The organism is Rhodococcus sp. NPDC047139, from assembly GCF_040643435.1.
In the GTDB taxonomy this organism is placed as follows: domain Bacteria; phylum Actinomycetota; class Actinomycetes; order Mycobacteriales; family Mycobacteriaceae; genus Rhodococcus.
In genome coordinates this window covers 280,174-300,149 of record NZ_JBEYUH010000003.1, presented here as the reverse complement: position 1 = coordinate 300,149, position 19,976 = coordinate 280,174, and the positions used below count along the sequence as shown (strand labels likewise).

Annotated in this window: 15 protein-coding genes; 10 read left to right on the top strand and 5 right to left on the bottom strand. The window is 66.0% G+C overall.

Annotation, left to right across the window (positions count from 1 at the left end):
• Window positions 1–188: 188 nt before the first annotated feature.
• From ABZ789_RS05380 to ABZ789_RS05365, 4 genes are read left to right on the top strand one after another with little or no spacing between them, the layout of a single operon-like run.
• A complete protein-coding gene (locus ABZ789_RS05380) occupies window positions 189–1,688 on the top strand; it encodes a hypothetical protein (RefSeq protein ID WP_358420008.1) in 1,500 nt (499 codons plus the stop codon).
• Window positions 1,685–3,190, top strand: a complete 1,506-nt coding sequence (locus tag ABZ789_RS05375) for an O-antigen ligase family protein (protein WP_358420005.1) — start codon at window positions 1,685–1,687, stop codon at window positions 3,188–3,190. Before ABZ789_RS05380 ends, ABZ789_RS05375 begins: the two co-directional genes overlap by 4 nt.
• The gene (locus tag ABZ789_RS05370) at window positions 3,184–4,272 is read left to right on the top strand and encodes a glycosyltransferase family 4 protein (RefSeq protein ID WP_358420002.1); all 1,089 of its coding nucleotides are present in this window, start codon (window positions 3,184–3,186) and stop codon (window positions 4,270–4,272) included. The genes ABZ789_RS05375 and ABZ789_RS05370 overlap by 7 nt, the downstream gene beginning before the upstream one ends.
• Window positions 4,251–6,548 carry a glycosyltransferase gene (locus ABZ789_RS05365; protein WP_358419999.1) on the top strand — a complete coding sequence of 766 codons (2,298 nt, stop codon included), beginning with the start codon at window positions 4,251–4,253 and terminating at the stop codon, window positions 6,546–6,548. The genes ABZ789_RS05370 and ABZ789_RS05365 overlap by 22 nt, the downstream gene beginning before the upstream one ends.
• On the opposite strand, the gene ABZ789_RS05360 is transcribed toward ABZ789_RS05365, so the two are convergent.
• Window positions 6,526–7,878 carry a putative glycoside hydrolase gene (locus ABZ789_RS05360; RefSeq protein ID WP_358419996.1) on the bottom strand — a complete coding sequence of 451 codons (1,353 nt, stop codon included), beginning with the start codon at window positions 7,876–7,878 and terminating at the stop codon, window positions 6,526–6,528. The genes ABZ789_RS05365 and ABZ789_RS05360 overlap by 23 nt on opposite strands.
• Window positions 7,878–9,257 (bottom strand): phenylacetate--CoA ligase family protein, encoded by a 1,380-nt coding sequence (locus ABZ789_RS05355; RefSeq protein WP_358419993.1) that lies wholly within the window; start codon window positions 9,255–9,257, stop codon window positions 7,878–7,880. Before ABZ789_RS05355 ends, ABZ789_RS05360 begins: the two co-directional genes overlap by 1 nt.
• Window positions 9,258–9,428: 171 nt before the next feature.
• Here ABZ789_RS05355 and ABZ789_RS05350 point away from each other — a divergent pair, with 171 nt between their 5' ends.
• The 3 genes from ABZ789_RS05350 to ABZ789_RS05340 are packed head-to-tail and all read left to right on the top strand — an operon-like array spanning window position 9,429 to window position 13,178.
• Entirely contained in the window at window positions 9,429–11,528 is a 2,100-nt protein-coding gene (locus tag ABZ789_RS05350) for an alginate lyase family protein (protein WP_358419990.1), read from the top strand.
• A gap of 26 nt (window positions 11,529–11,554) precedes the next feature.
• Window positions 11,555–12,559 (top strand): glycosyltransferase family A protein, encoded by a 1,005-nt coding sequence (locus ABZ789_RS05345; protein ID WP_358419987.1) that lies wholly within the window; start codon window positions 11,555–11,557, stop codon window positions 12,557–12,559.
• Between the two features lie 19 nt (window positions 12,560–12,578).
• Window positions 12,579–13,178, top strand: a complete 600-nt coding sequence (locus tag ABZ789_RS05340) for a dTDP-4-dehydrorhamnose 3,5-epimerase family protein (protein ID WP_358419984.1) — start codon at window positions 12,579–12,581, stop codon at window positions 13,176–13,178.
• Window positions 13,179–13,183: 5 nt separating this feature from the next.
• Here ABZ789_RS05340 and ABZ789_RS05335 read toward each other — a convergent pair whose 3' ends face one another.
• Window positions 13,184–13,840 carry a PIG-L family deacetylase gene (locus ABZ789_RS05335; protein WP_358419981.1) on the bottom strand — a complete coding sequence of 219 codons (657 nt, stop codon included), beginning with the start codon at window positions 13,838–13,840 and terminating at the stop codon, window positions 13,184–13,186.
• Window positions 13,841–14,102: 262 nt separating this feature from the next.
• Here ABZ789_RS05335 and ABZ789_RS05330 point away from each other — a divergent pair, with 262 nt between their 5' ends.
• Genes ABZ789_RS05330 through wecC form a run of 3 tightly spaced genes read left to right on the top strand, consistent with a single transcriptional unit; the run spans window position 14,103 to window position 17,329 of the window.
• A complete protein-coding gene (locus ABZ789_RS05330; protein ID WP_358419978.1) occupies window positions 14,103–15,287 on the top strand; it encodes a hypothetical protein in 1,185 nt (394 codons plus the stop codon).
• Window positions 15,288–15,315: 28 nt separating this feature from the next.
• Window positions 15,316–16,080 carry a WecB/TagA/CpsF family glycosyltransferase gene (locus tag ABZ789_RS05325; protein ID WP_358419975.1) on the top strand — a complete coding sequence of 255 codons (765 nt, stop codon included), beginning with the start codon at window positions 15,316–15,318 and terminating at the stop codon, window positions 16,078–16,080.
• Window positions 16,073–17,329, top strand: a complete 1,257-nt coding sequence (wecC, locus tag ABZ789_RS05320; RefSeq protein ID WP_358419972.1) for a UDP-N-acetyl-D-mannosamine dehydrogenase — start codon at window positions 16,073–16,075, stop codon at window positions 17,327–17,329. The genes ABZ789_RS05325 and wecC overlap by 8 nt, the downstream gene beginning before the upstream one ends.
• A gap of 77 nt (window positions 17,330–17,406) precedes the next feature.
• Here wecC and wecB read toward each other — a convergent pair whose 3' ends face one another.
• Together wecB and serS are read right to left on the bottom strand one after the other, a co-directional pair.
• Entirely contained in the window at window positions 17,407–18,564 is a 1,158-nt protein-coding gene (wecB, locus tag ABZ789_RS05315; RefSeq protein ID WP_358419970.1) for a UDP-N-acetylglucosamine 2-epimerase (non-hydrolyzing), read from the bottom strand.
• 148 nt (window positions 18,565–18,712) lie between these two features.
• On the bottom strand, window positions 18,713–19,975 hold the full coding sequence (serS, locus tag ABZ789_RS05310) for a serine--tRNA ligase (RefSeq protein WP_358419967.1): 1,263 nt from the start codon (window positions 19,973–19,975) through the stop codon (window positions 18,713–18,715).
• Window position 19,976: the final 1 nt, after the last annotated feature.

Here is a 19,976-nt window from a genome sequence, read left to right as displayed (position 1 = left end):
GATGAGAGAGGGTCCGGGACGTCCCGGCATACGGTGCAGCAAAGCATACTCAACATCAGGCTCGTCGACTTGACATGCCTCCATGATCCATAAAAAACAGGATTTAACAAACTATCAATCTGTACTAGAGTATAAAAAGAAACCTCAAGATTGTTTTGTAGCCTCGCCCATACGGATCTGGGGTACCCATGACATACACGAGCGCCACGACCGACACCGATACTCTCGACACGGCGTCGACCATCGGCATCCAATTGCAGCGCATTCGGCAGTTCTGGCCGCTGGTCGCCCTCATAACGCTCGGTGCCGTGCTCGCGTCGGTTGTCAGCGCCTTCATCGCCGAACCGAGTTACACCGGCAGAACGGTGCTGATCGTTTCCTCACCGGGCCGAGTCCCCGAGGAGGACGCCGTCATGGTGCGCGGATACGTCGACCTGTTCAACGATCCCGCATATCAAGCCCGCCTGAAGGATTCGGCCGATCTCCCCGAAGGGACGACATTCGAGGCGCGCACCGCGGCAGCGAGTTCGATGATCTTCATCGAGGCTACGACCGGGGAGTACGTGGCCGCGAAGGACGCCGCGCTGGAGCTCGCGACGACGTTCCGCTGGGATGTCGACGCCGTGCGGCGGGCCGAGAAGGACGCTTCCCTCGAGCAGCTCCGCGGCGAACTGGACGAGCGACGCGCCCTCCTCACCGAAGGTGCCGACCCGATCTACATGACCCAGCGGATCATCGAACTCGAGACGTCGATCCAGCAGCTGCAGGGTGATTCGACCAATCAGCTCCAGGTGTTGCAGCCCGACGGCGGCGTGTCGACCGATGAACCGAAGGTTGCCCTCAACCTCCTGTTCGGGCTGCTCGGGGGTCTCATCCTCGGTTCCGTCGCCGCGGTGCTGGCCGCCCTTTTCTCCCCGCGACTGGGTACCGCACACGACGTGCACACGCGGACTGGGGTAAACCCCATCGTCGACATCCCGCGTGGTGGAACCCCCCGTAGGTCCCGCGCACGACGCCTAGGCTTCGTGCGCATCGCGACTCGTGCCGGGCACCGGCAGGTCCCGAGGCCCGCGACGCTGGCCGTCGCGTCGCCCACCCGTACGCCGGCGACGGGACAGGTGGCGCGAGCGATCGCCGAGTTCTGGGCATGTGAGGGTGAGCGGATCGTCCTCCTCCACGCCGATACGCGCACCGTCACGATCCGGGATCACGCAACACCCGACGGCGCGGTCACGGTGCATACGGCCGTCGTCCAGGACCTCCTGGGGGATCCGGACGTGCCACTGAATCGCGAGCGTTTCATGCGCGTCCTGCAACGCTTCCGGAACGCAGACCTCGTGATCGTCGAAGTACCGCCGCTCACCGAGGATCCCTTCGCCCACTCCGCGTGCGTCATGAGCGATCGGACCGTACTCGTCCTGGACCGGCTGTCGGTTCGGGTCGGGCCCACCCGCGAAGCCGTCGAACTGCTCGCGGACGCAGATCTGCTCGGCGCTGTACTCGTCGATCCCCGCACCCGCACGAGGCGCAGCCTCTTCCGCCACAGCGCATCGGAAGAGTCCGCCGCTCCCGTGCGGTACGAACGGGTCGGCCCCGGGCTCGCTCCGAGGGAAACCGTTCCCAACGGCCACCACCGCGACCGTGAGGCTGCGTCGCTGCTGGCCGGTGAGCGCGGTGGACAGCCATGAGTCTCGTAGAAGCCCCCCACTCCCGGATTCGGTCGCCGGGGGCCCGGTTCGGACGCGCGGCGATACCGATCGCGGTGGCGGCAGCCGTCCTGGCTGCCGCGGGGCTCGCCGCCACCGTTCTCCCGAGCGGATTCCTTTCGTTGCTGCTGCCTGCGGCGGTGGGGCTGGGTGTCATCGCAGCCGCGCTCCACCACCCGGCTACGGCGGTTCTCGTGCTGATCGTCGCGATGTTCTTCCGGATTCCCACTCCCGAGATCCCCATGCTTCCCGTGGATCTGTTCGTCTTCCTCTTCGTGATCGCCCTCGGTTCGTTCGGATTGTGGGTCACCGTTCGGCTCGACCGCCTACGGCAACTGGGCATGCTCGAGGTGTTCATGGGGTTGTTCGTCCTGTGGAACTTCTGGTCGATGTTCGCCTCTCACCGTTTCCCCGCGGTGGTCCCCCTGACCGGCCAGCCCACGTCGGTGTCCCGTTTCATCATCATCGGCACGGTGATCCCCTTCGCCGTGTTCATCATCGGCCGCCTGAGTTTCGACCGAGAACGTGCGGTGCGGGGTATGCTCTGGACCGTCACCGCGATCGCGGCCTTCTCGGCCGCCATGAGCATCTTCCATCTCAAGGGTCCCAACGCCCTGGTGTGGCCCCGCTACATGCTCGAGAACGATCAATGGCCGGGTCGTGCCGTGGGTGTCACCAATCAGCCTGTGGGCAACGGGACGATCCTCATCTTCGGGTTCCTCGCGACCATCGTTCTGGCTTCTCGGCGATCCGAACCGATATGGCGACGCCGGTTGGCAGTCGTGATCGCTGCGGCATGCGCATACGGCGTGTTCCTGACCTACACACGCGCGGTTTGGCTGGCCTTCGGAGTCGTCGTCCTGGCCGGCCTGCTGTGCGCTCGCGGTTTCCGGCGGGCCTTCGCTCTGACGGCCGGCGTGATCACGGTAGCGTTGGCACTGAACTGGTCGACGTTCACCAGCGACGATCGAAAAGCCGGCGGGGTCGGCTCCACCAGCGAGATTCACGACCGGCTCAACACCATGGCGACGGCCTTCTGGGCGATCCGCGAGGAACCGCTCACCGGATGGGGTGTCGCGCGTTTCACCTCCCTCAACACTTTCTTCCACCGTTCGTGGGGGCCCAGCATCCCGTGGGAGGGCGGGTTCGGAATCGACTCGCATTTCACCGAGTTGGGCATCTTCACCGAACTCGGCATCGTCGGGGGTTTGCTGTGGCTCACGGTGCTCGTTCTGCTCGTCGTACAGCTGATACGCGCATACCGGCGGCTGCCGCCGGGCCGGCTCACCGCACAGCCACTCGCGATCATGGCGATCCTGGCCGTGCTCTGTCTCCTCGTCACCGGTGTCACCGCCGAACTCCGCAATTTCGATGTCACCAACGCGATGGCGCTGTTGATCGCAGGTGTGGCGATCGGATGGTCCGACCGGTTCGTCCCACAAGCTCGAACGAACCCGACGTCATCCGAGGAGGAGTCGTGGTGAATTACCCTCGTGCACTGTGGGTTTCGACGAGCATGTCGACTCGCGGCGGGGTTGCGTCGTTCGTCCGCTCGATGCAGGGCACCGATTTGTGGAGCGACTGGAACATCGAGCACATCGGCACCCATCGCAACGGCTCGATTCCACTCCGGGTCGGTGCCTTCATCGTCGGCTTGTCGGCGTTCACCTGCGCCCTGCTCCGGAGACGGCCCGAAATAGTGCACCTGCACACCGCTTCGTATGGGAGTTTCGTCCGTAAAGCGATACTGGCGCGAATCGCACGCACCGCCCGCGTCCCGGTGATCCTGCACGTGCACGGAGCCGAGTTCCACAGCTTCTATGCCGGCTGCCCCGCACCGGTGCGAGCCCTCATCCGGGCCACACTGACCGGCGCCGACGCGGTGGTCGCGCTCGGCGACCGGTGGGCGCTGCGCCTGCGTCAGATCGCCCCCGATGCTCGGATCACTGTGATTCCCAATGCTGTTCGTCCGAAGGAGCCCGTCTCCCAGCTTCCGGATGGACGTGGGGTGAACGTGCTCTTCCTAGGGGAGGTCGGTGAGCGCAAGGGTACCTTCGTCCTGCTCGATGCATGGGCGCGCCTCGCACGGGAAGGATTCGTCTCCGACGCTCACCTGACCGTCGCGGGAGACGGAGCAGTGGCTACGGCAGCACGACAGGTCGCCGATTTGGGCATTGCCGACACCGTCACCATCGCAGGATGGGCCGCGCCCGAGCAGGTTCCGGAACTTCTCCGGAACAGCCGGGTGCTCGTGCTGCCGTCACGGAACGAAGGTCAGCCGATGGCTGTCCTCGAGGCGATGGCGTCCGGATTGTGTGTGGTGGCCGGAGACGTCGGCGGAATCCCCGATCTGCTCGACGGCGATTCGGGAATGCTCGTCCCGCCCGACGATCCCGACGCTCTCGCTGCCGCGCTCCGCACGGTTATCACCGACGATGCCGAACGGACCCGGCTCGGAACAGGTGCATGGCGACGCGTATGCACCGACTTCGATGTCGATGTCGTGTCCCGCCGTTTCGACGCCCTCTACAGAGAGGTCGGGAGATGCCCCGTCCCCTGCGACTGATGTATGTCGTGCCGGACCTCGGTGTGGGGGGCGCCGAACGTCACGTCACCACACTGCTTCCGCGACTCGACCCGGAAAGGTTCACTTCCTGTGTGGTCTGCGTCGGCGACCCGGGTGAACTGTTCTCCGATCTCGTCGAATCGCACATCCCGGCAACGGCTCTGCGCAGGACCAAACGGCAGATGGTGGGTGCCGTCCTCGACTTGGTCCGGCAGATGCGCCGGTTCCGCCCCGACATCGTGATCACCCGGGGATACAACGCCGAGACGCTCGGCCGAACAGCCGCCTTCCTCGCCCGCGTCCCGCACGTCGTGGTGTGGGTCCACCACTGCGGCGATCCCGAGCCTCGCGGCCGGCTCCGACGGTTCGCCGATCGGTGCCTCGATCCGCTCACCGATGCCTATTTCGGCGTGGCCGAGGCCCAACGCGCATTCATGACCGACGATCTCGGCTGTCCGGCCGAGAAGATCACCGTCGTCCACAACGGGGTGGACACCTCGCTCTACGACCCCGAGGACGACCGGAGTGTGTTGCCCGAACTCGGAATTCCCGGCGACGTCCCCACCGTCGGCATCGTGGCAGCGCTGAGACCGGAGAAGGACCACGACTGCTTCCTCCGCGCCGCTCGGCAGGTGGTCGACGCACGTCCGGACGTCCGTTTCCTCGTCGTCGGCGACGGTCCGTGCCGCCCGGAGCTCGAGGCCCTCGTCGACGAGTCGGATCTCCGCGAGAACGTCGTGTTCACCGGGTCACGAAGCGACATCCCCCGGCTCCTCCGTGCCCTGGACCTCGTCGTCCTGTCGTCCTACAGCATCGAGTGTTTCCCCATGGCCCTGCTCGAAGCGATGGCGTCCGGCCGTCCCGCTGTATGCACGGCCGTGGGGGGCGTGCCGGAGATGCTGGTCGACGGCGTCACCGGGCGGCTCGTGCCGGCGCGCGACGCGCGGTCGCTCGCGGACGCGATGCTGGCTCTGCTCGACGATCCCGAACTCGCCCGCAAGATGGGGCGGTCCGCGCGGGAACGCGTGGACGCGGAGTTCACACTCTTCCGAAGTGTCGAGGGCGCCCAGGCGGCTCTCGAACAGGTCGCACGGTCGACGGAGCGGACGGACCCCATCCGTCTGACGCTCGTGTTGGACCAGACGTTCGTCGGGGGCGTCGAGGTCCTCATGCTCGAGGTGTTCCGGCACCTCGATCCGTCGGTCGTGCGCCCCCGTCTGCTCTGCCTCCGCGAGGCCGGTCCTCTCGCGGGCGAGTACCGTCGCGCGGGCTTCGAGGTGGACGTCGTCCCCCGGTCCGGGCGCTACGACCCGCGCAGGCTCTCGCGTCTGGTGCGGATGCTCCGTGACGACCGGACCGACGCCGTGCTCGTGACCCACCACCACCATGCCGCCCTCGCACTCGGCCGAATGGCCGCTCGGATCGCCGGCGTGCCGGTGAATCTGGTCGCCGCACACGACATGGACCTGACCAGGGTCGGTAAACGGTGTCTGCCCCGGTGGGCGGTGGCCACCCTGTTCCTCTCGGATGCTCTGGTGTTGCTGGCACCGCGCCAGGGCGAGTATCTGCGGCGTGAAGAAGGCGTCGGCCGCCGGCTGTGGTCTCGTACACGGGAAGTGGTGATCACCAACGGAACGGATATCGGTGATCCTCCCACCGAGGAGGATCGCGCCGATGCGCGCTCTGCCCTCGGGCTCTCTTCCGAGGACTTCGCCGTCGGAATCGTCGCGCGGCTGAGTTCACAGAAGGCGCACCAGGTGCTCTTCGAAGCGGTTCGGATTGCGGCTCGCACCAATCCGGAACTTCGATTGCTGGTCATCGGCGGAGGCAGCAGGGAGTCCGAACTACGCTCGCTGGCGAACGACCTGGGTATCTCCGGCCGGACCGTCTTCACCGGAGTGCGCCGCGATGTGCGGGCCCTGCTACCGGGGCTGGACGTCTCGGCGCTCTCGTCGGTCCACGAGGGTGCACCGATCACCGTGATCGAAGCCATGGCCGCCGGTATTCCGGTAGTGGCCACCGACTGTGGCTGCCTGCCCGACATGGTCACCGACGGGACGGACGGTTTCCTCGTGCCCGTCGGAGACGCAGCGGCGCTGGCGGAGCGTCTCCGGATGCTGGCCGACGACCGACCACTCGCACGCAGGCTCGGCGCGAACGGCCGCAGGCATGCGGAGCGCGACTACCGCATCTCCCGGACCGCGCGATCGTTCGAGGCCCTGCTCACCGAACTGACCGGACGCCCGAAGCCGGTCATTCCGTCCGCAGGAGGATGACGCCGTCCTGCGGTTCGAGCACGACCTCCTCGGTCACGGTTCCGTCGTTGACACTCGGATCCTGACTCCCCTGCAGATGGCGGTAAGGCCGCTCGAGGCGCACGCGCTCGGTGCTGTCACCGCTGTTGACAAGCACGACTCCGTTGTCGAAGTCCCGCCTGAAGACGGCCGTTCCCGCCTCGCCCTGCAGGGCCGCGTCCGAGACGGGGAAGCCCAGATATCCGCGCCCGAGTCCCGCTCCGTCCATCTCGTCGTAGTAAGCCGTGCTGCCGTAGTGGAGCAGCATCGGTGCCCAGAAACCGTCCCGCAGGAGAGTTGCCGTGAGGAAGAACCGGGCACGTCGATATGTTTCCGCCACGCTCGTCCCGGCCCCCAGCCGGTCGACCGTCATCCACACTCCCGGCAATCGGTATCCACCACCCACGGTGGTCGACAGATAGCGGTCGAGGTCGAGGCGAGGGTTCCGATCGACCATCGGGTCGGCGAAGCTTTCCCAGACGCGCCCGTCCAGAAGACCGTCGACCAGACTCCGGTCGCCGTTCGCGATGATGATCGCGTCGGGCATGCGCTCCCTCAGGATCCGCTCCGCCACCGCGACGCCCCGCGCCCACGGGCCGTCGGATCCGTAGATCTGCGAGTCGGGTTCGTCCTCACCGTCGCGATCGAAATCCCATGCGTCTGCGTCGGCCGAGTAGATCCGATCTCCCCAGACGTCGAGGAGGACACCGTCCCAGACCCCGCTGGACCAGACTCGGTTCACGATCCATTCCGCAGCATGTTCGGCGTAGGTCCGTCCGCCGACCCGCGGTGCTGCGTCGGTGAGATTGACCATCGTCGTCCTCGGCCATTCGCTCACGAGATCCCCGGACGCCGTGGTGGCGAGCCATTCGTTCGGGAAGGAACTGGAGGACGGGCCGTCGTACTGCCACAGCTCGTACCGATCGGCCCAGTATCCCGGGGATCCCAGCGAGTCCGGAAAGTCGACTACGTTGGTGTACGCGAGCAGCCGCAGGCGGGGGTTGCGGGCCCGTAGATCCTCGAAGTACGACGCCGGAGCCCGATGCGCCCATTCGTGATCGAGAACCACGAGATCGAAGCGGGCGAGTTCCTCCACCGGGGGAAGACGATCCTGATCGAGATAGTAGGTGGCGGTTCGCGGAAATGTCGGCCCGTTCCCCGCCAGCGCCGCGACGGGTTCGCCCGGTGATGACACCACCGTCGCCGGCGCGGCATTCGCGCCGGTGTCCCTCGAGGACGCGGTCGAACACGCCAGTGAGGACGCCGATACCAGTACGACGAGCAGGACTCGGAACAGTCCGCTGCGGGGCATCAGTCTTCCCGATCCGAGAGGTAGCCGGCGAATGCGGCAGTGACGACCTCAGGAACGCTCCGGGCACCGGAGCCCTCTACCACGGCCGCTTTGAGCTTGCCGGACGACGAGCGCGGGACGGCACCGAGAGTGACCACCCGGACGTCCTGTCCCGGACCGAACCACCGATCGACATTGCGCATGTACTGCTGCTCGGCACGTTCGGCGTCGAAGTCTGCGCCCGGGACCATCCTGATCTCGAACCGTCCGGGGGCGAGCTGCGCGATCTGCGCCTCACGAACCCCGGTGACGTCGTCGATCACGATCGACGGCAACGGAAGGGGCCTGCCGTCGGCGGCGGTGAACACATCCTCGACTCGGCCGTCGAGTTCGCCGAGTGCGGGAAACGAACGTCCACACGCACACTCGCCGGCCGGCGCGGGCCCGACCAGATCACCCGTCCGATATCGGAAGAGCGGAAAACCCCAATTGTGCAAAGGCGTTCCGACTATCTCCCATCTATCCGGAAGACCGGGGACGGGTTCGAGTTCGACGATGCCGTAATCGGGGAAGATGTGCATCGTGCCCGTCTCACACGTGCCGGCCATCGCCACGCGTTCCGTCTGACCGTAGTGGTCGACGATCGGCCCCCGAAAGACTTCCTGGATCAGTGCGCGCTGGGCGGAACGGATCGATTCGGAGGACGTGAGGACGGCGCGGACGGGAAGACGCTGTCCTCGTTCGTACAGCAGTTCCGCGAGAACGGAGATGCTCGAGGGCCAGCCGTCGATCGCCTCGGGTTCGAACGCGCGGATGTCCCGCAGGATCGCGGGCAGGTCGTCGGGTGTGAGGCGATAACTGGACACCAGCAATTGGCTTGCACCTGGGACGATCTCGGTCGGGTGGCCCGGGCGGTCCGCCGCGAAGTCGCTGCTGCCCAGGGTTATCCGGCGCAGCCCGCGCGGCAGGCCGTACCAAGACCACTGCCGCTCGAGCGCGCACATCTCGTAGATCGACGACCCCGGAGTCCGATAGACGGTGACAGGACGACCCGACGTCCCACTCGAGTGGGCCTGCCACATCGTCCGCGCTGGGTATGCCCGGAACATCTCGGGACGGGAGACGAGATGGTCGCGGTCGAGTACGGGCAGGAGCCGCAGGTCGTCGAGCGTGCGGATCGCCCGCGGGTCCACCTTGTGCCGACGGAACCACTGACGGTAGAAGGGTGATGCGGTCGCCGCCCATCGCGTCATCCACCGGAGTCGGCGTTCCTGGAAGGCCCGGATCTCGTCAGGATCCGCCGCAGCGAGCCTACGGAGTTCCGCACTCATCGACACAGCGAGCGGATGCATCCGCCGCACCCGATGCTGCGCGGCGACGAGCTTCTTGGGGGGCGCCATAGAACCACCTTCGGTTCGGATATGCCGATAAACATACCTGTAGTCTGATTAGAGGGCAATCTATAGACTCTTGTTTTGCTACGGTGACGTCTCGTGCACCGATCCCCTATGGAGTCTCGTTGCGGAGGTGTCGTGGAGCGACTGACCTGGTACTCCCACAGGCTCCGTGCGATGGGGCCTGCCGAAATCGGATGGAGACTCCGCCGCGCCGTCGAACAGCGACTGCCGTCCCGACCTCTCACCGACGCACAACTCGTCGGACCCGATCTCGACTGGCCGGGTGCTCTGGAACGTTTCCGGGCAGCCGAAGGCCGTCCCGTGCTCCTCGGCTCGGAGCAGGCCGAGGCACTGGCCGGTACCGACCACGCTGCCGACACACTCGCCGCGGCCGATCGAGTACTCGCCCACCGGTTCACCTATTTCGGTTATCCGGAAGCGGTGCTCGGTCCCGAGATCGACTGGAACCACGACCCCGTCGGGAAAGTCGACTGGCCGATGCTCCCCTCCCACCGCATCGATCACCGCACCGCGGATGGCGATCCGAAATGGGTCTGGGAGCTCAACCGGCTGCAGCACCTTCCGTGGCTCGCTCAGGCGTGGCTACTGACCGGCGACGAGCGCTACGCCGCCGAAGCATTCGAACAGCTCGACTCGTGGATGGCCGGCAATCCTCCGGGGCTGGGCATCGCCTGGCGTGGAGCGTTCGAGGCCGGTATCCGTGCCATATCCGTCGCCGTTGCGCTGCAGGGACTCCGGCACAGCCCGCATCTCACCGTCGACCGGTTCCGTGCCGTCGTGTGCATGCTCGCGGAAAGTGCCCGTCGCTGCTGGACCGAACGGTCACGCTACAGCTCGTCCAACAATCATCTGATCGGCGAACTCGCCGGCCTTGCCACAGTCGCCGTCCTCTTCCACGATCTACGGCCGGCCGCCCGCTGGGAGCACGATGCCGTCACCGCCTTGTGCGCGGAAGCAGACCGGCAGATCCTGCCCGACGGCAGTGGCGCCGAGCAGGCCGTGGGCTATCAGGTTTTCACAGCCGAACTCCTGCTCGTCGTGGCACTGATGCTCGGGCGTCGTGATTCGCGTGCTCCCGTTGCGCTCACCGGCGCTATCGCTCGCAGTGCCCGATATCTCGCGAGGGTCGTCGGCGATACCGACCCCGCTCCCCGGTACGGAGACGACGACGAGGGTTTCGCGCTGCGCCTCGACCCGAGCCCGTTGCGCACCGTCCGCCATCATCTGGGGCTCGTGGCCGCCGTGCTGGGCATACCCGAGGCCGACCGAGCAGGCATTCGCCCGCCGGCGGCCTCGTGGCTGGCCACCCCCGAGAGGGTGTACACCGACAATCGCTCCGGCACTGAGCCGTTCGGCAGCTTTTTCGCACCCGACGGCGGCCTCGTGGTTCTGCGGTCGGGGGGTCGCCGGCTCACCATGGATGTCGGGCCCCTCGGGTACCTGTCGATTGCGGCGCACGGCCACGCCGACGCACTCGCTGTGACCATGAGTGTCGATGGGCACGAGCTGGTGGGTCACCCGGGAGTGACGAGCTACTACGGCCACCCCGACTGGCGATCCGTGCATCGAGGCACGCGGGCACAGCCCACCGTCTCGGTGGACGGTCTCGATCAATCCGTCATCGGCGGCGCGTTCCTCTGGAGTCGGCACGCTCGTGTGCGCACGCATTCCGTGGACACGACCCGAGGTCTCGTGGACGCCGAGCACGACGGTTATTGCCGTCTCGACGAGCCCGTGGTGCATCGCAGATTGCTCATCGCACCGCCGGAGCGCACCACCGCTTTGGTGGTGGACGTGCTCACCGGCACCGGCAGGCACGAGTTCCGCACCGCCTGGCCGCTGCATCCGTCACTCGACGCCCTGCCCCACGAGTGTGGGCATCTCGTCCTCCGCGAGGGTGCACCGGCCCTGCAACTCGCCTACGCCTGCTCCTCCGGCAATCCGACGCGCAGCGAGATCCGAGGCGACACCGAGACGAATCTGGGCTGGTGGTCGCACCGACTCGAATCCCGCGTCCCCGCATGGCTGGTCGGCAGCGTCGTGCATGCGGAAGCCCCGGTGGTGCTGGTGACCACGTTGACGCCGTGCAGCGGTCCGGAGCCGACCGTGACAGGACTTGCCGTCGAAGTGCGTGACACCGCGATTGTCGTGCGGTGGCACGACGAGGACGGCGCCCAGCTCCACACCGTCTTCCCGACCGCAGATCCGACCGGCCCCATCCAGCACGAGGATGCCGCCCATCCGATCCCCTGACCCCGACGTGTCCGAGGAGTTCGAGCATGCAACCGACCTTCAGTTTTCTCACCACGGCGTACCGCACCGAGGACTACGTGGCCGAGACTATCGAATCGGTCTTCGCGCAGACACGTGACGACTGGGAACACGTGATCGTCGACAACGGAATGTCGGACGACATGGCGCGGGTAGTCGGACGATACCTGAACGACCCTCGAATCACATTGGTGAGACAGGAGAATCGCGGATACGCGGGTGGCATCTCGGCAGCAGCAAGTGCCGCGCGGGGCCGGTACCTGTGCGTCCTCGACAGCGACGATCACCTGATGCCGGAATTCTGCGCGATGGTCGGGAACGTGCTCGACGCCCGGCCGCAGGTCGATGCCGTCACGGTCGACGCTCACCTGTTCACCGATACCGAGGAGACGCTGCCGACCGGATACATGCGTTCCATCGGAGCCGGCGAGAATCGGCGCGGTCGCGGACGCCTGACCCTGCTCGACGTCCTCGGCGGGAGGGTTCCCTACTACACGGCAGCGATCCGGCGCGAGGCGTGGTACGCGGTCGACGCATACGACTCGGGCTTGGGAGAGGTCGACGAATCGGTGATCATCTGGCTTCGTCTCGCCGACCGCTTCGAGGTACAGGTGCTGCCGGACCGGCTCGCACGGTACCGGTTGCGCAGCGACTCGGACTCCAGGGACGAGGCGACCGTCGCGACCTTCGAACGCCAGTTGATCCGGTCCTTCCAGTGGGGTGCGGCCCTGGCGAAGACGGCCGACGAGCATGCAGCCCTGGACGAGACGGTGTGCCGCCTCCGCTACGAGCAGGCTCTGCGTCGGGCTCGGTCCGCCTTTCTCCGGAACGATCTGCCCGGCGCCCGGTCCGCGGCACGGGAGGCCTTCGCGGTGCGACGCTCTGTGCGTGCTGCAGTCGCGCTCGCGTCCGTCACCGTGGCACCCGGTCCGATACGGATGTTGTATCCGGCGAAGCAGCGGCTCACGAGCGCTGTCGGCCGGGTCGCCGTCCGGTTGAACGCCCCGATCTGACGATTCGAAGAAGGACCCCATGCGTATCGACACCACCGACCTGCCCGGCGTGCTCCTACTCCGCCCGGAACCGTTCCGCGACCACCGCGGATTCTTCACGCGCACCTTCGACGCCACCGTTTTCGATGAATACCTCGCGAAAGATCCGACCGCGCCGAACATCCGGGCTTCCGACTTCGTCCAGGACTCGCAGTCCCGTTCCCTCAGGGGTGTCGTGCGCGGAATGCACGGCCGCTCCGGAGCAGGAGAGGCGAAACTGGTGCGCTGCGCCCACGGGGCCGTGCACGATGTCCTGGTCGACATCCGTTGCGGATCAACTACATTCGGACGTTCTCAGGCTTTCCTGCTCGATGACGTCGAGTTCACCCATCTGTTCGTACCGCCGGGGTTCCTCCACGGCTTCCAGGCACTGGCCGAGGTGAACGACGTGTGTTACCGCATCGATCGACCGCACGACCCGCACCAGGATCTCGCCGTCGCCCACGACGACCCTGATCTCGAAATCGCCTGGCCACTACCGGTGACGACGATCAGCTCGCGTGACGCCGCAGCGGGAAGCTGGAAAGAGCTGTCGGCCGCCCTCGCCGCTTCGGCGAAGCCGGCCGACCTTCGGCGGTGAGCGTCTCAGGTGCGGTTCGCGTCGAACCGGACCACAGCCTTCTCCATGACGAATGCCTCCGCGTGCGGGTACCGGCACTGCACACCACGAAGTCTGGACAGTCCGAGGAACGACTCCTCGTCGAACCAGTCGTGATCCCTCTGCGAGGGATAGTGCTTGAGCAGCACGCGAGCCTTCTCCGCGGCGATCTCCCTGGTGAGAGGGTGATACACGGTGGTGGCCGGGGTGTCCGCCTCCCATTTGAGGATCTCGTAGCCGAGCACGAGATGGTCGCGGAACACCGTGGGGACCATCTCGGCGAGCAGTCGATGGTCCTGATGCGCGTCGGCCCGTTGCGGGGCGAACACCACGTCGGGTTCGGTGTGATAGCGGAAGGACTGGAGAGCGATCTTGATCGCTTCCCAGTAACCCGGCGCCCGCCCGTCCGGGATGTCCAGCACACGAACCGCCACATCCGCACCGGGGCACAATGCCCTCAGTGCGTGGTTCTCCTCGATCTCGCGCGGGGTGTCGCCACCGGAAAGGACGAAGGCACGGACCCGGAGGTCCGGACATGCCGCCGAGAGCGACAAGAGAGTTCCGCCGATACCCATGGCGATGTCGTCGCAGTGCGCGCCGAAGACGGCGATCTCACGGATATTGCGCGGCATCAACTCGATCACGGTTCTTCCACCTCCCGGATATCCCGGCCAGAAGCACGATCGACGGGGAGCAGAACCCCTTTCATGATCAACACCTGCCTTCGGCGACGGAAATTTCGATCGCAGAGTTCACTAAAACACATCTCAAGTCCGTCAACAAGGCTTAAACAAACTCTAGGTATTTTTCTTGGCTGTTAGTTATCCTAGAATCAGCTTATTTCCTTATGTTCGGACTCACATCCGCCTCCCTGAACGACAACGTTCGCCCCGCGAAGGAGTTCCCATGAAGATTGCGGCAGGGCTGCACGAGGATCACGGACCGCCGCGGGGCGGTACACGACCGGACACCCGCATGCGCATCCAGCATCTGACCGAACTCGCCGTGCGTGGACTCACGAGCATGTACGACGGAGACGGGTTCCCGCAGACGGCACGGGGCATCAAGACCTCGTCCGGCACCGGCCTCCGACTCGAGGGACGGAGCACGCGCTACACATCCATAGCTGCTCTCGGCCTGCACCTGCTGCCCGACGATGTGCAGCGCAATGTGCTGCGCGGAGGCACGGCCGCGGAACTCGCCGACCGCTCCGCAGTCCGCGCTCGTGACGATCGCGACACCGGGGCCGTCGCTCTCGCCGTCTGGGCCTGTGCCGAGATCACCGGTTCGGTCGATCCCGCGCTGTACGAGGAGCTCCGACGCCGGTGTGAGAGCGGCACCCCGCTGTCGACGGTCGACACCGCGTGGGCACTCACGGCCGCACTCGCCGCGCGCAACCAGTTCGATTCCACAGATCTGACGACCACGCTCACCGAACGGCTCCTCGGCGCCCAGGGCCCCGGCGGACTCTTTCCCCATATGATTCCCCTCGGCACGGGGAGCACCCTGCGCCGGCACGTCGGGTCTTTCGCCGACCAGGTCTATCCCATTCAGGCTCTCGCCCGGAGGGCAGCGGCGACAAACGACGAGGTCGCACTCGCCGCGGCGAATGCGGGCGCCGCCAGGATCTGCACGCTGCAGGGCGCGGCAGGCCAGTGGTGGTGGCATTACGATGCGCGCGGGGACGCGGTGGTCGAACGCTTCCCCGTCTACAGCGTCCACCAGCACGCGATGGCACCCCTCGTGCTGTTCGACCTCGCAGCGGCCGGCGGCGACGACCACACCGCAGCGGTCGAACTCGGGGTCGACTGGCTCTACCGACACCCCGAGACACTCGCCGAACTCGTCTGCGAATCACAGGATGTCGTGTGGCGCAAGGTCGGTCGTCGCGAACCACGCAAAGCCGCGAGATCCATCGCGGCCACAGCCACGGCCCTGCGCCCCGGTTCCGGCCTTCCAGCACTCGACCGACTCTTCCCTGCCGGCGTCGTGGACTACGAATGCCGTCCGTACGAACTCGGCTGGATGCTCTATGCCTGGTTGCCGCGCAATGTATCCGGAGGACTCGATGACCAGCAACGCCGCAATTGATCCCCACCCGTCAGCAACCCTGTTCGGAATGCCGATCGATGCGGTCACGATGGACGAGGCCGTTGCCAGGTGCCTCGACGCCCTCGAACACCGCAACCGGATGACCGTCGGAGTCCTCAACGCCGCGAAGACCGTGCGCCTCCGTAAGGACACCGCGCTGCGCGATTCCCTGCTCGAGTGCGACATGCTTCTCGCCGACGGTCAGGCGGTCGTATGGGCGGGAAACCTGCTGGGATACCCACTTCCCGAACGTGTCACGGGGATCGACCTGTTCACCTCGCTCCTCGCCACGGCCGACTCCGAACATCTGTCCGTCTATCTCCTCGGCGCCGAGCAATCGGTACTGGACGACCTCGTGAAGGTCCTCGCCGCAAAGTATCCGGGCCTACGGATCGCCGGCGCACAGAACGGATACTTCGCCCCGTCGGACGAGGAGCCGATCGCGCAGAAGATCCGTGCTTCCGGCGCGGACATGCTCTTCCTCGGCATGCCGTCGCCCCGCAAGGAGAACTTCCTCCGCCGCTGGGAGGATCTGCTGGAGGTCCCGATCCGTCACGGTGTCGGTGGATCGTTCGACGTCCTCGCCGGCATCACCAAGCGCGCGCCCGAAAGGTGGCAGCGGGCCGGCATGGAGTGGGCGTACCGCCTGCTCCAGGAACCGCGCCGGATGTGGCGGCGCTACCTCACAACCAACACCGCTTTCCTGTTCCTGCTCGCTCGCGAACTGTTCCACACCACCCCGCCGTATCGCCCTTCCAAAACACTCTCCGTCGCAAGGAAGCATCATGGCTGACACATTCAGCGGTACCGTCGCCGTCGTCGGACTCGGTTACATCGGCCTGCCGACGGCCGTCGTTCTGGCGACTCGCGATGTCGACGTCATCGGCGTCGACATCGATCCCCGTATCGTGTCAGCAGTTTCGCAGGGTGAGGTTCCTTTCGCCGAACCAGATCTCGCGGCGAGTCTCGCGGGCGCGGTAGCCATGGGCACCCTGAGCGCGACCGACACGGTACCCCCCGCCGAGGCATACATCATCGCCGTTCCGACGCCGTTCAACGCCGATCACACCGCAGACCTGTCGTACGTGCGGCGTGCCACCGAACAGATCGCACCGCAGCTGCGCGGCGGGGAGATCGTCGTCCTCGAATCGACCTCACCACCCGGCACGACGGCGAATGTGAGCCGGTGGCTGTCCGAACTGCGGCCGGACCTTCGCCTCCCCCACACCGACGAGGGCATGCCCGACATCCACATCGCGCATTGCCCCGAACGTGTACTCCCGGGCCGAATCATGATCGAGATGATCACGAACGATCGCGTCGTCGGAGGGATCACTTCGCTGTGCGCCGAGCGTGCCGCGGCCATCTATCGGGTGTTCTGCCAGGGCGAGATCTGTCTCACCGATGCCGCAAGTGCCGAGATGGCGAAGCTGGTCGAGAACGCCTACCGCGATGTCAACATCGCTTTCGCCAACGAATTGGCCTACATCTCGGACGAACTCGAATTGGACGTCTGGGAAGTCATCCGCCTGGCGAACCGGCATCCTCGGGTGAACATCCTCAGTCCCGGTCCCGGTGTCGGGGGGCACTGCATCGCCGTCGACCCGTGGTTCATCGTCGGCGCCTCCCCGGATTCGGCCAAACTGATCCGTGCGGCTCGCGAGATCAACGATTCCAAACCCGATTACGTCGCGCGGCAGGTCATCGAGACATGTTCGCGTTTCAAGAATCCCACGGTCGCGTGTCTCGGGTTGACGTACAAAGCCAATGTCGACGACCTTCGCGAGAGTCCGGCCCTGCACGTCGTCGAACTCATCGCCAAGGCGCTGCCCGAGGTCGAGCTCCTGCTCACCGATCCCTTCGTGCGCGAGATACCGGATACCCTGCTCGGGTACGAGCACGTCCGCACCGCGCGCTGCAAGGATGCCATCGCCGCGGCGGACATCGTCGTCGAACTCGTGGACCACGACCAGTTCAGGTCGCTGTCGCGCAGTCTTCTGGCGGGCAAGGTCGTGTACGACACCCGCGGGGTGTGGCGCTGATTCGAACGGGTCCCGCCCGCAGAACCGGCCGGTAGGTGTCGATCGGACACCTACCGGCCGGACCGGTTTCGGCGGATTCAGTAGGAGGGCGCTGCTTCGACGGGTGCGAATTCGGCGGGGCGAGGCCCCCTGCCGAAGAAGTTCTCGATCGCGGCCACGGATCGTGCAGCGGCGTTTCCGTCCCCGTAGGGATTGACCGCATGGGCCATCTCGTCGTAGACGTCAGGTTGCGTGAGCAATCGCGTGACCCAATCGACGATGAGTTCTTCGTCCGTCCCCACCAGCCGAACGGTTCCCGCCGATACGGCCTCGGGACGCTCGGTTGTCTCCCGCATCACGAGGACCGGCTTGCCGAGACTCGGAGCTTCCTCCTGGACACCGCCGCTGTCGGTCAGCACGATCGTCGATGCGGCCATCGCCTGTGCGAAATCGCTGTAGGACAACGGGTTCGTCACCACCACATTGCGTAGGCCGGCGAGCGGCGGTAGGAGAACCTTCCGTACTTCCGGATTGAGGTGGGCCGGCAGGAGGAAAGTCATGTGCGGAAACGCCTGGGCCAGACGGGCGACGGCACGCGCAGACCTGGCCATCGGCTCCCCCCAGGATTCGCGCCGATGCGCCGTGACGAGAACCATGCGACGGCCGAGCACCGACGCCAGATCCGGGTTGTCGAGCGACGGGCTCTGCTCGGTGACCGTGTGGAGCGCGTCGATCACGGTGTTGCCCGTCACCATGATGTCACCGGGATCGACGCCCTCCGCAATGAGATTCGCCCGCGAAGTGGGTGTCGGCGCAAGATGCAGCGACGCCAGTTGCGAGGTCATACGACGGTTGATCTCCTCCGGGAAGGGGTTGTACCGATCGCCCGTCCGGAGGCCGGCCTCGAGGTGTACGAGCGGAACCCTGCAATAGAAGGCCGCAAGAGCCGCGGCGAAGCAGGTCGTCGTATCACCTTGGACGAGGACGGCACTCGGCTTCTCGCGGGCGATCACCTCCGACACACCGCAGAGAGCCTTGGTCGTGATGGCCTCGAGGCCCTGCCGTTGGGTCAGGATGTCGAGATCGTGCCTCGGTTCGATACCGAACAGGCGGTTGACCTGGTCCAGCATCTCGCGGTGCTGACCGGTCACGGCAACGACGGGCTCCAGCACATCCGATCCCTGCAGCGCGGTGACGACGGGCGCCATCTTGATTGCCTCGGGACGGGTTCCGTAGACCACCAAAACCTTCACCATTACCCAATAGTAGCGGTGAATTACTACCACAGGACTGTTTCAATCAATAAAACAGACCAAAAGTTTGTTCACTCCTCGGTACCTACGACAACGGCTTCCCACCGCGAGTGCGGCGGGAAGCCGAGATCGAAACGACGTATCCGGGCGGTCAGCGGAGCGGCTCGAGCACCTCACGTCCCACGAACGGGACGAGCGCCTCGGGCACCTTCACCGAACCGTCGGCCTGCTGGTGGTTCTCGAGCAGCGCGACGAGCCAGCGGGTGGTCGCGAGTGTGCCGTTGAGGGTCGCGGCGGTCTGCGGCTTGCCGTTCTCGTCGCGGTAGCGGATGTTGAGGCGACGTGCTTGGAAGGTCGTGCAGTTCGACGTCGACGTGAGTTCGCGGTAGCGCTTCTGCGTCGGCACCCAGGCCTCACAGTCGAACTTGCGGGACGCCGAGGACCCGAGATCGCCGGCAGCGACGTCGATGATGCGGTACGGCACGTCGATGGCGGCGAGCATCTCGCGCTCCCAGGCCAGCAGCCGCTCGTGTTCGGCCACCGCATCCTCGGGCTTGCAGTAGACGAACATCTCGACCTTGTCGAACTGATGCACGCGGATGATGCCGCGGGTGTCCTTGCCGTAGCTGCCCGCTTCACGGCGGAAGCACGACGACCAGCCCGCGTACCGCTTCGGCCCCTTGGACAGGTCGAGAATCTCCCCCGAGTGGTACCCGGCGAGCGGAACCTCGGAGGTGCCGACGAGGTAGAGGTCCTCTTCTTCGAGCCGGTACACCTCGTCGGCGTGCTGGCCGAGGAAACCCGTTCCCTGCATGACCTCGGGTCGTACGAGCACGGGCGGGATCATCATCGTGAACCCGTTCGCCGTGGCCTTCTGTGCGGCGAGCTGGAGCAGACCCAACTGCAGGAGCGCGCCGTAACCGGTGAGGAAGTAGAACCGGGCACCGGAGACCTTGGCGCCGCGTTCCATGTCGATCAGCCCCAGCGACTCGCCGAGCGCAAGATGATCCTGCGGCTCGAAGTCGAATACGGGCAGCTCGCCCACGGTCTCGAGCGTGACGAAATCGTCCTCACCGCCTGCGGGCACCCCCTCGCCGACCACGTTGGAGATGGCCAAGTGCGCTCGATCGAAGGCTTCCTGCGCAGCGTTCTGCTGCGCCTCGAGGTCCTTCACCCGGGCAGCGAGTTCCTTCGAGCCCTCGAGCAGGGCGGGCCGCTCCTCCGGGGACGCCTGGCCGACCTTCTTGCCCAGCGCCTTCTGTTCGGCACGTACGTTGTCGCCGGCGAGGACCGCGGCGCGACGAGAGGCGTCGGCCTCGAGCAGCGCGTCGACGAGGCCCGGATCCTCCCCCCGCATGCGCTGCGACTCGCGGACGGCATCAGGATTCTCGCGGAGGAACTTGAGGTCGATCACG

Bases quoted from the DNA above. Each gene is read 5' to 3' on its own strand.
- ABZ789_RS05380 (WP_358420008.1), top strand. From the start codon at position 189: ATGACATACACGAGCGCCACGACCGACACCGATACTCTCGACACGGCG.
- ABZ789_RS05375 (WP_358420005.1), top strand. From the start codon at position 1,685: ATGAGTCTCGTAGAAGCCCCCCACTCCCGGATTCGGTCGCCGGGGGCC.
- ABZ789_RS05365 (WP_358419999.1), top strand. From the start codon at position 4,251: ATGCCCCGTCCCCTGCGACTGATGTATGTCGTGCCGGACCTCGGTGTG.
- ABZ789_RS05360 (WP_358419996.1), bottom strand. From the start codon at position 7,878: ATGCCCCGCAGCGGACTGTTCCGAGTCCTGCTCGTCGTACTGGTATCG.
- ABZ789_RS05355 (WP_358419993.1), bottom strand. From the start codon at position 9,257: ATGGCGCCCCCCAAGAAGCTCGTCGCCGCGCAGCATCGGGTGCGGCGG.
- ABZ789_RS05350 (WP_358419990.1), top strand. From the start codon at position 9,429: ATGGGGCCTGCCGAAATCGGATGGAGACTCCGCCGCGCCGTCGAACAG.
- ABZ789_RS05345 (WP_358419987.1), top strand. From the start codon at position 11,555: ATGCAACCGACCTTCAGTTTTCTCACCACGGCGTACCGCACCGAGGAC.
- ABZ789_RS05340 (WP_358419984.1), top strand. From the start codon at position 12,579: ATGCGTATCGACACCACCGACCTGCCCGGCGTGCTCCTACTCCGCCCG.
- ABZ789_RS05330 (WP_358419978.1), top strand. From the start codon at position 14,103: ATGAAGATTGCGGCAGGGCTGCACGAGGATCACGGACCGCCGCGGGGC.
- ABZ789_RS05325 (WP_358419975.1), top strand. From the start codon at position 15,316: ATGCCGATCGATGCGGTCACGATGGACGAGGCCGTTGCCAGGTGCCTC.
- wecC (WP_358419972.1), top strand. From the start codon at position 16,073: ATGGCTGACACATTCAGCGGTACCGTCGCCGTCGTCGGACTCGGTTAC.
- wecB (WP_358419970.1), bottom strand. From the start codon at position 18,564: ATGGTGAAGGTTTTGGTGGTCTACGGAACCCGTCCCGAGGCAATCAAG.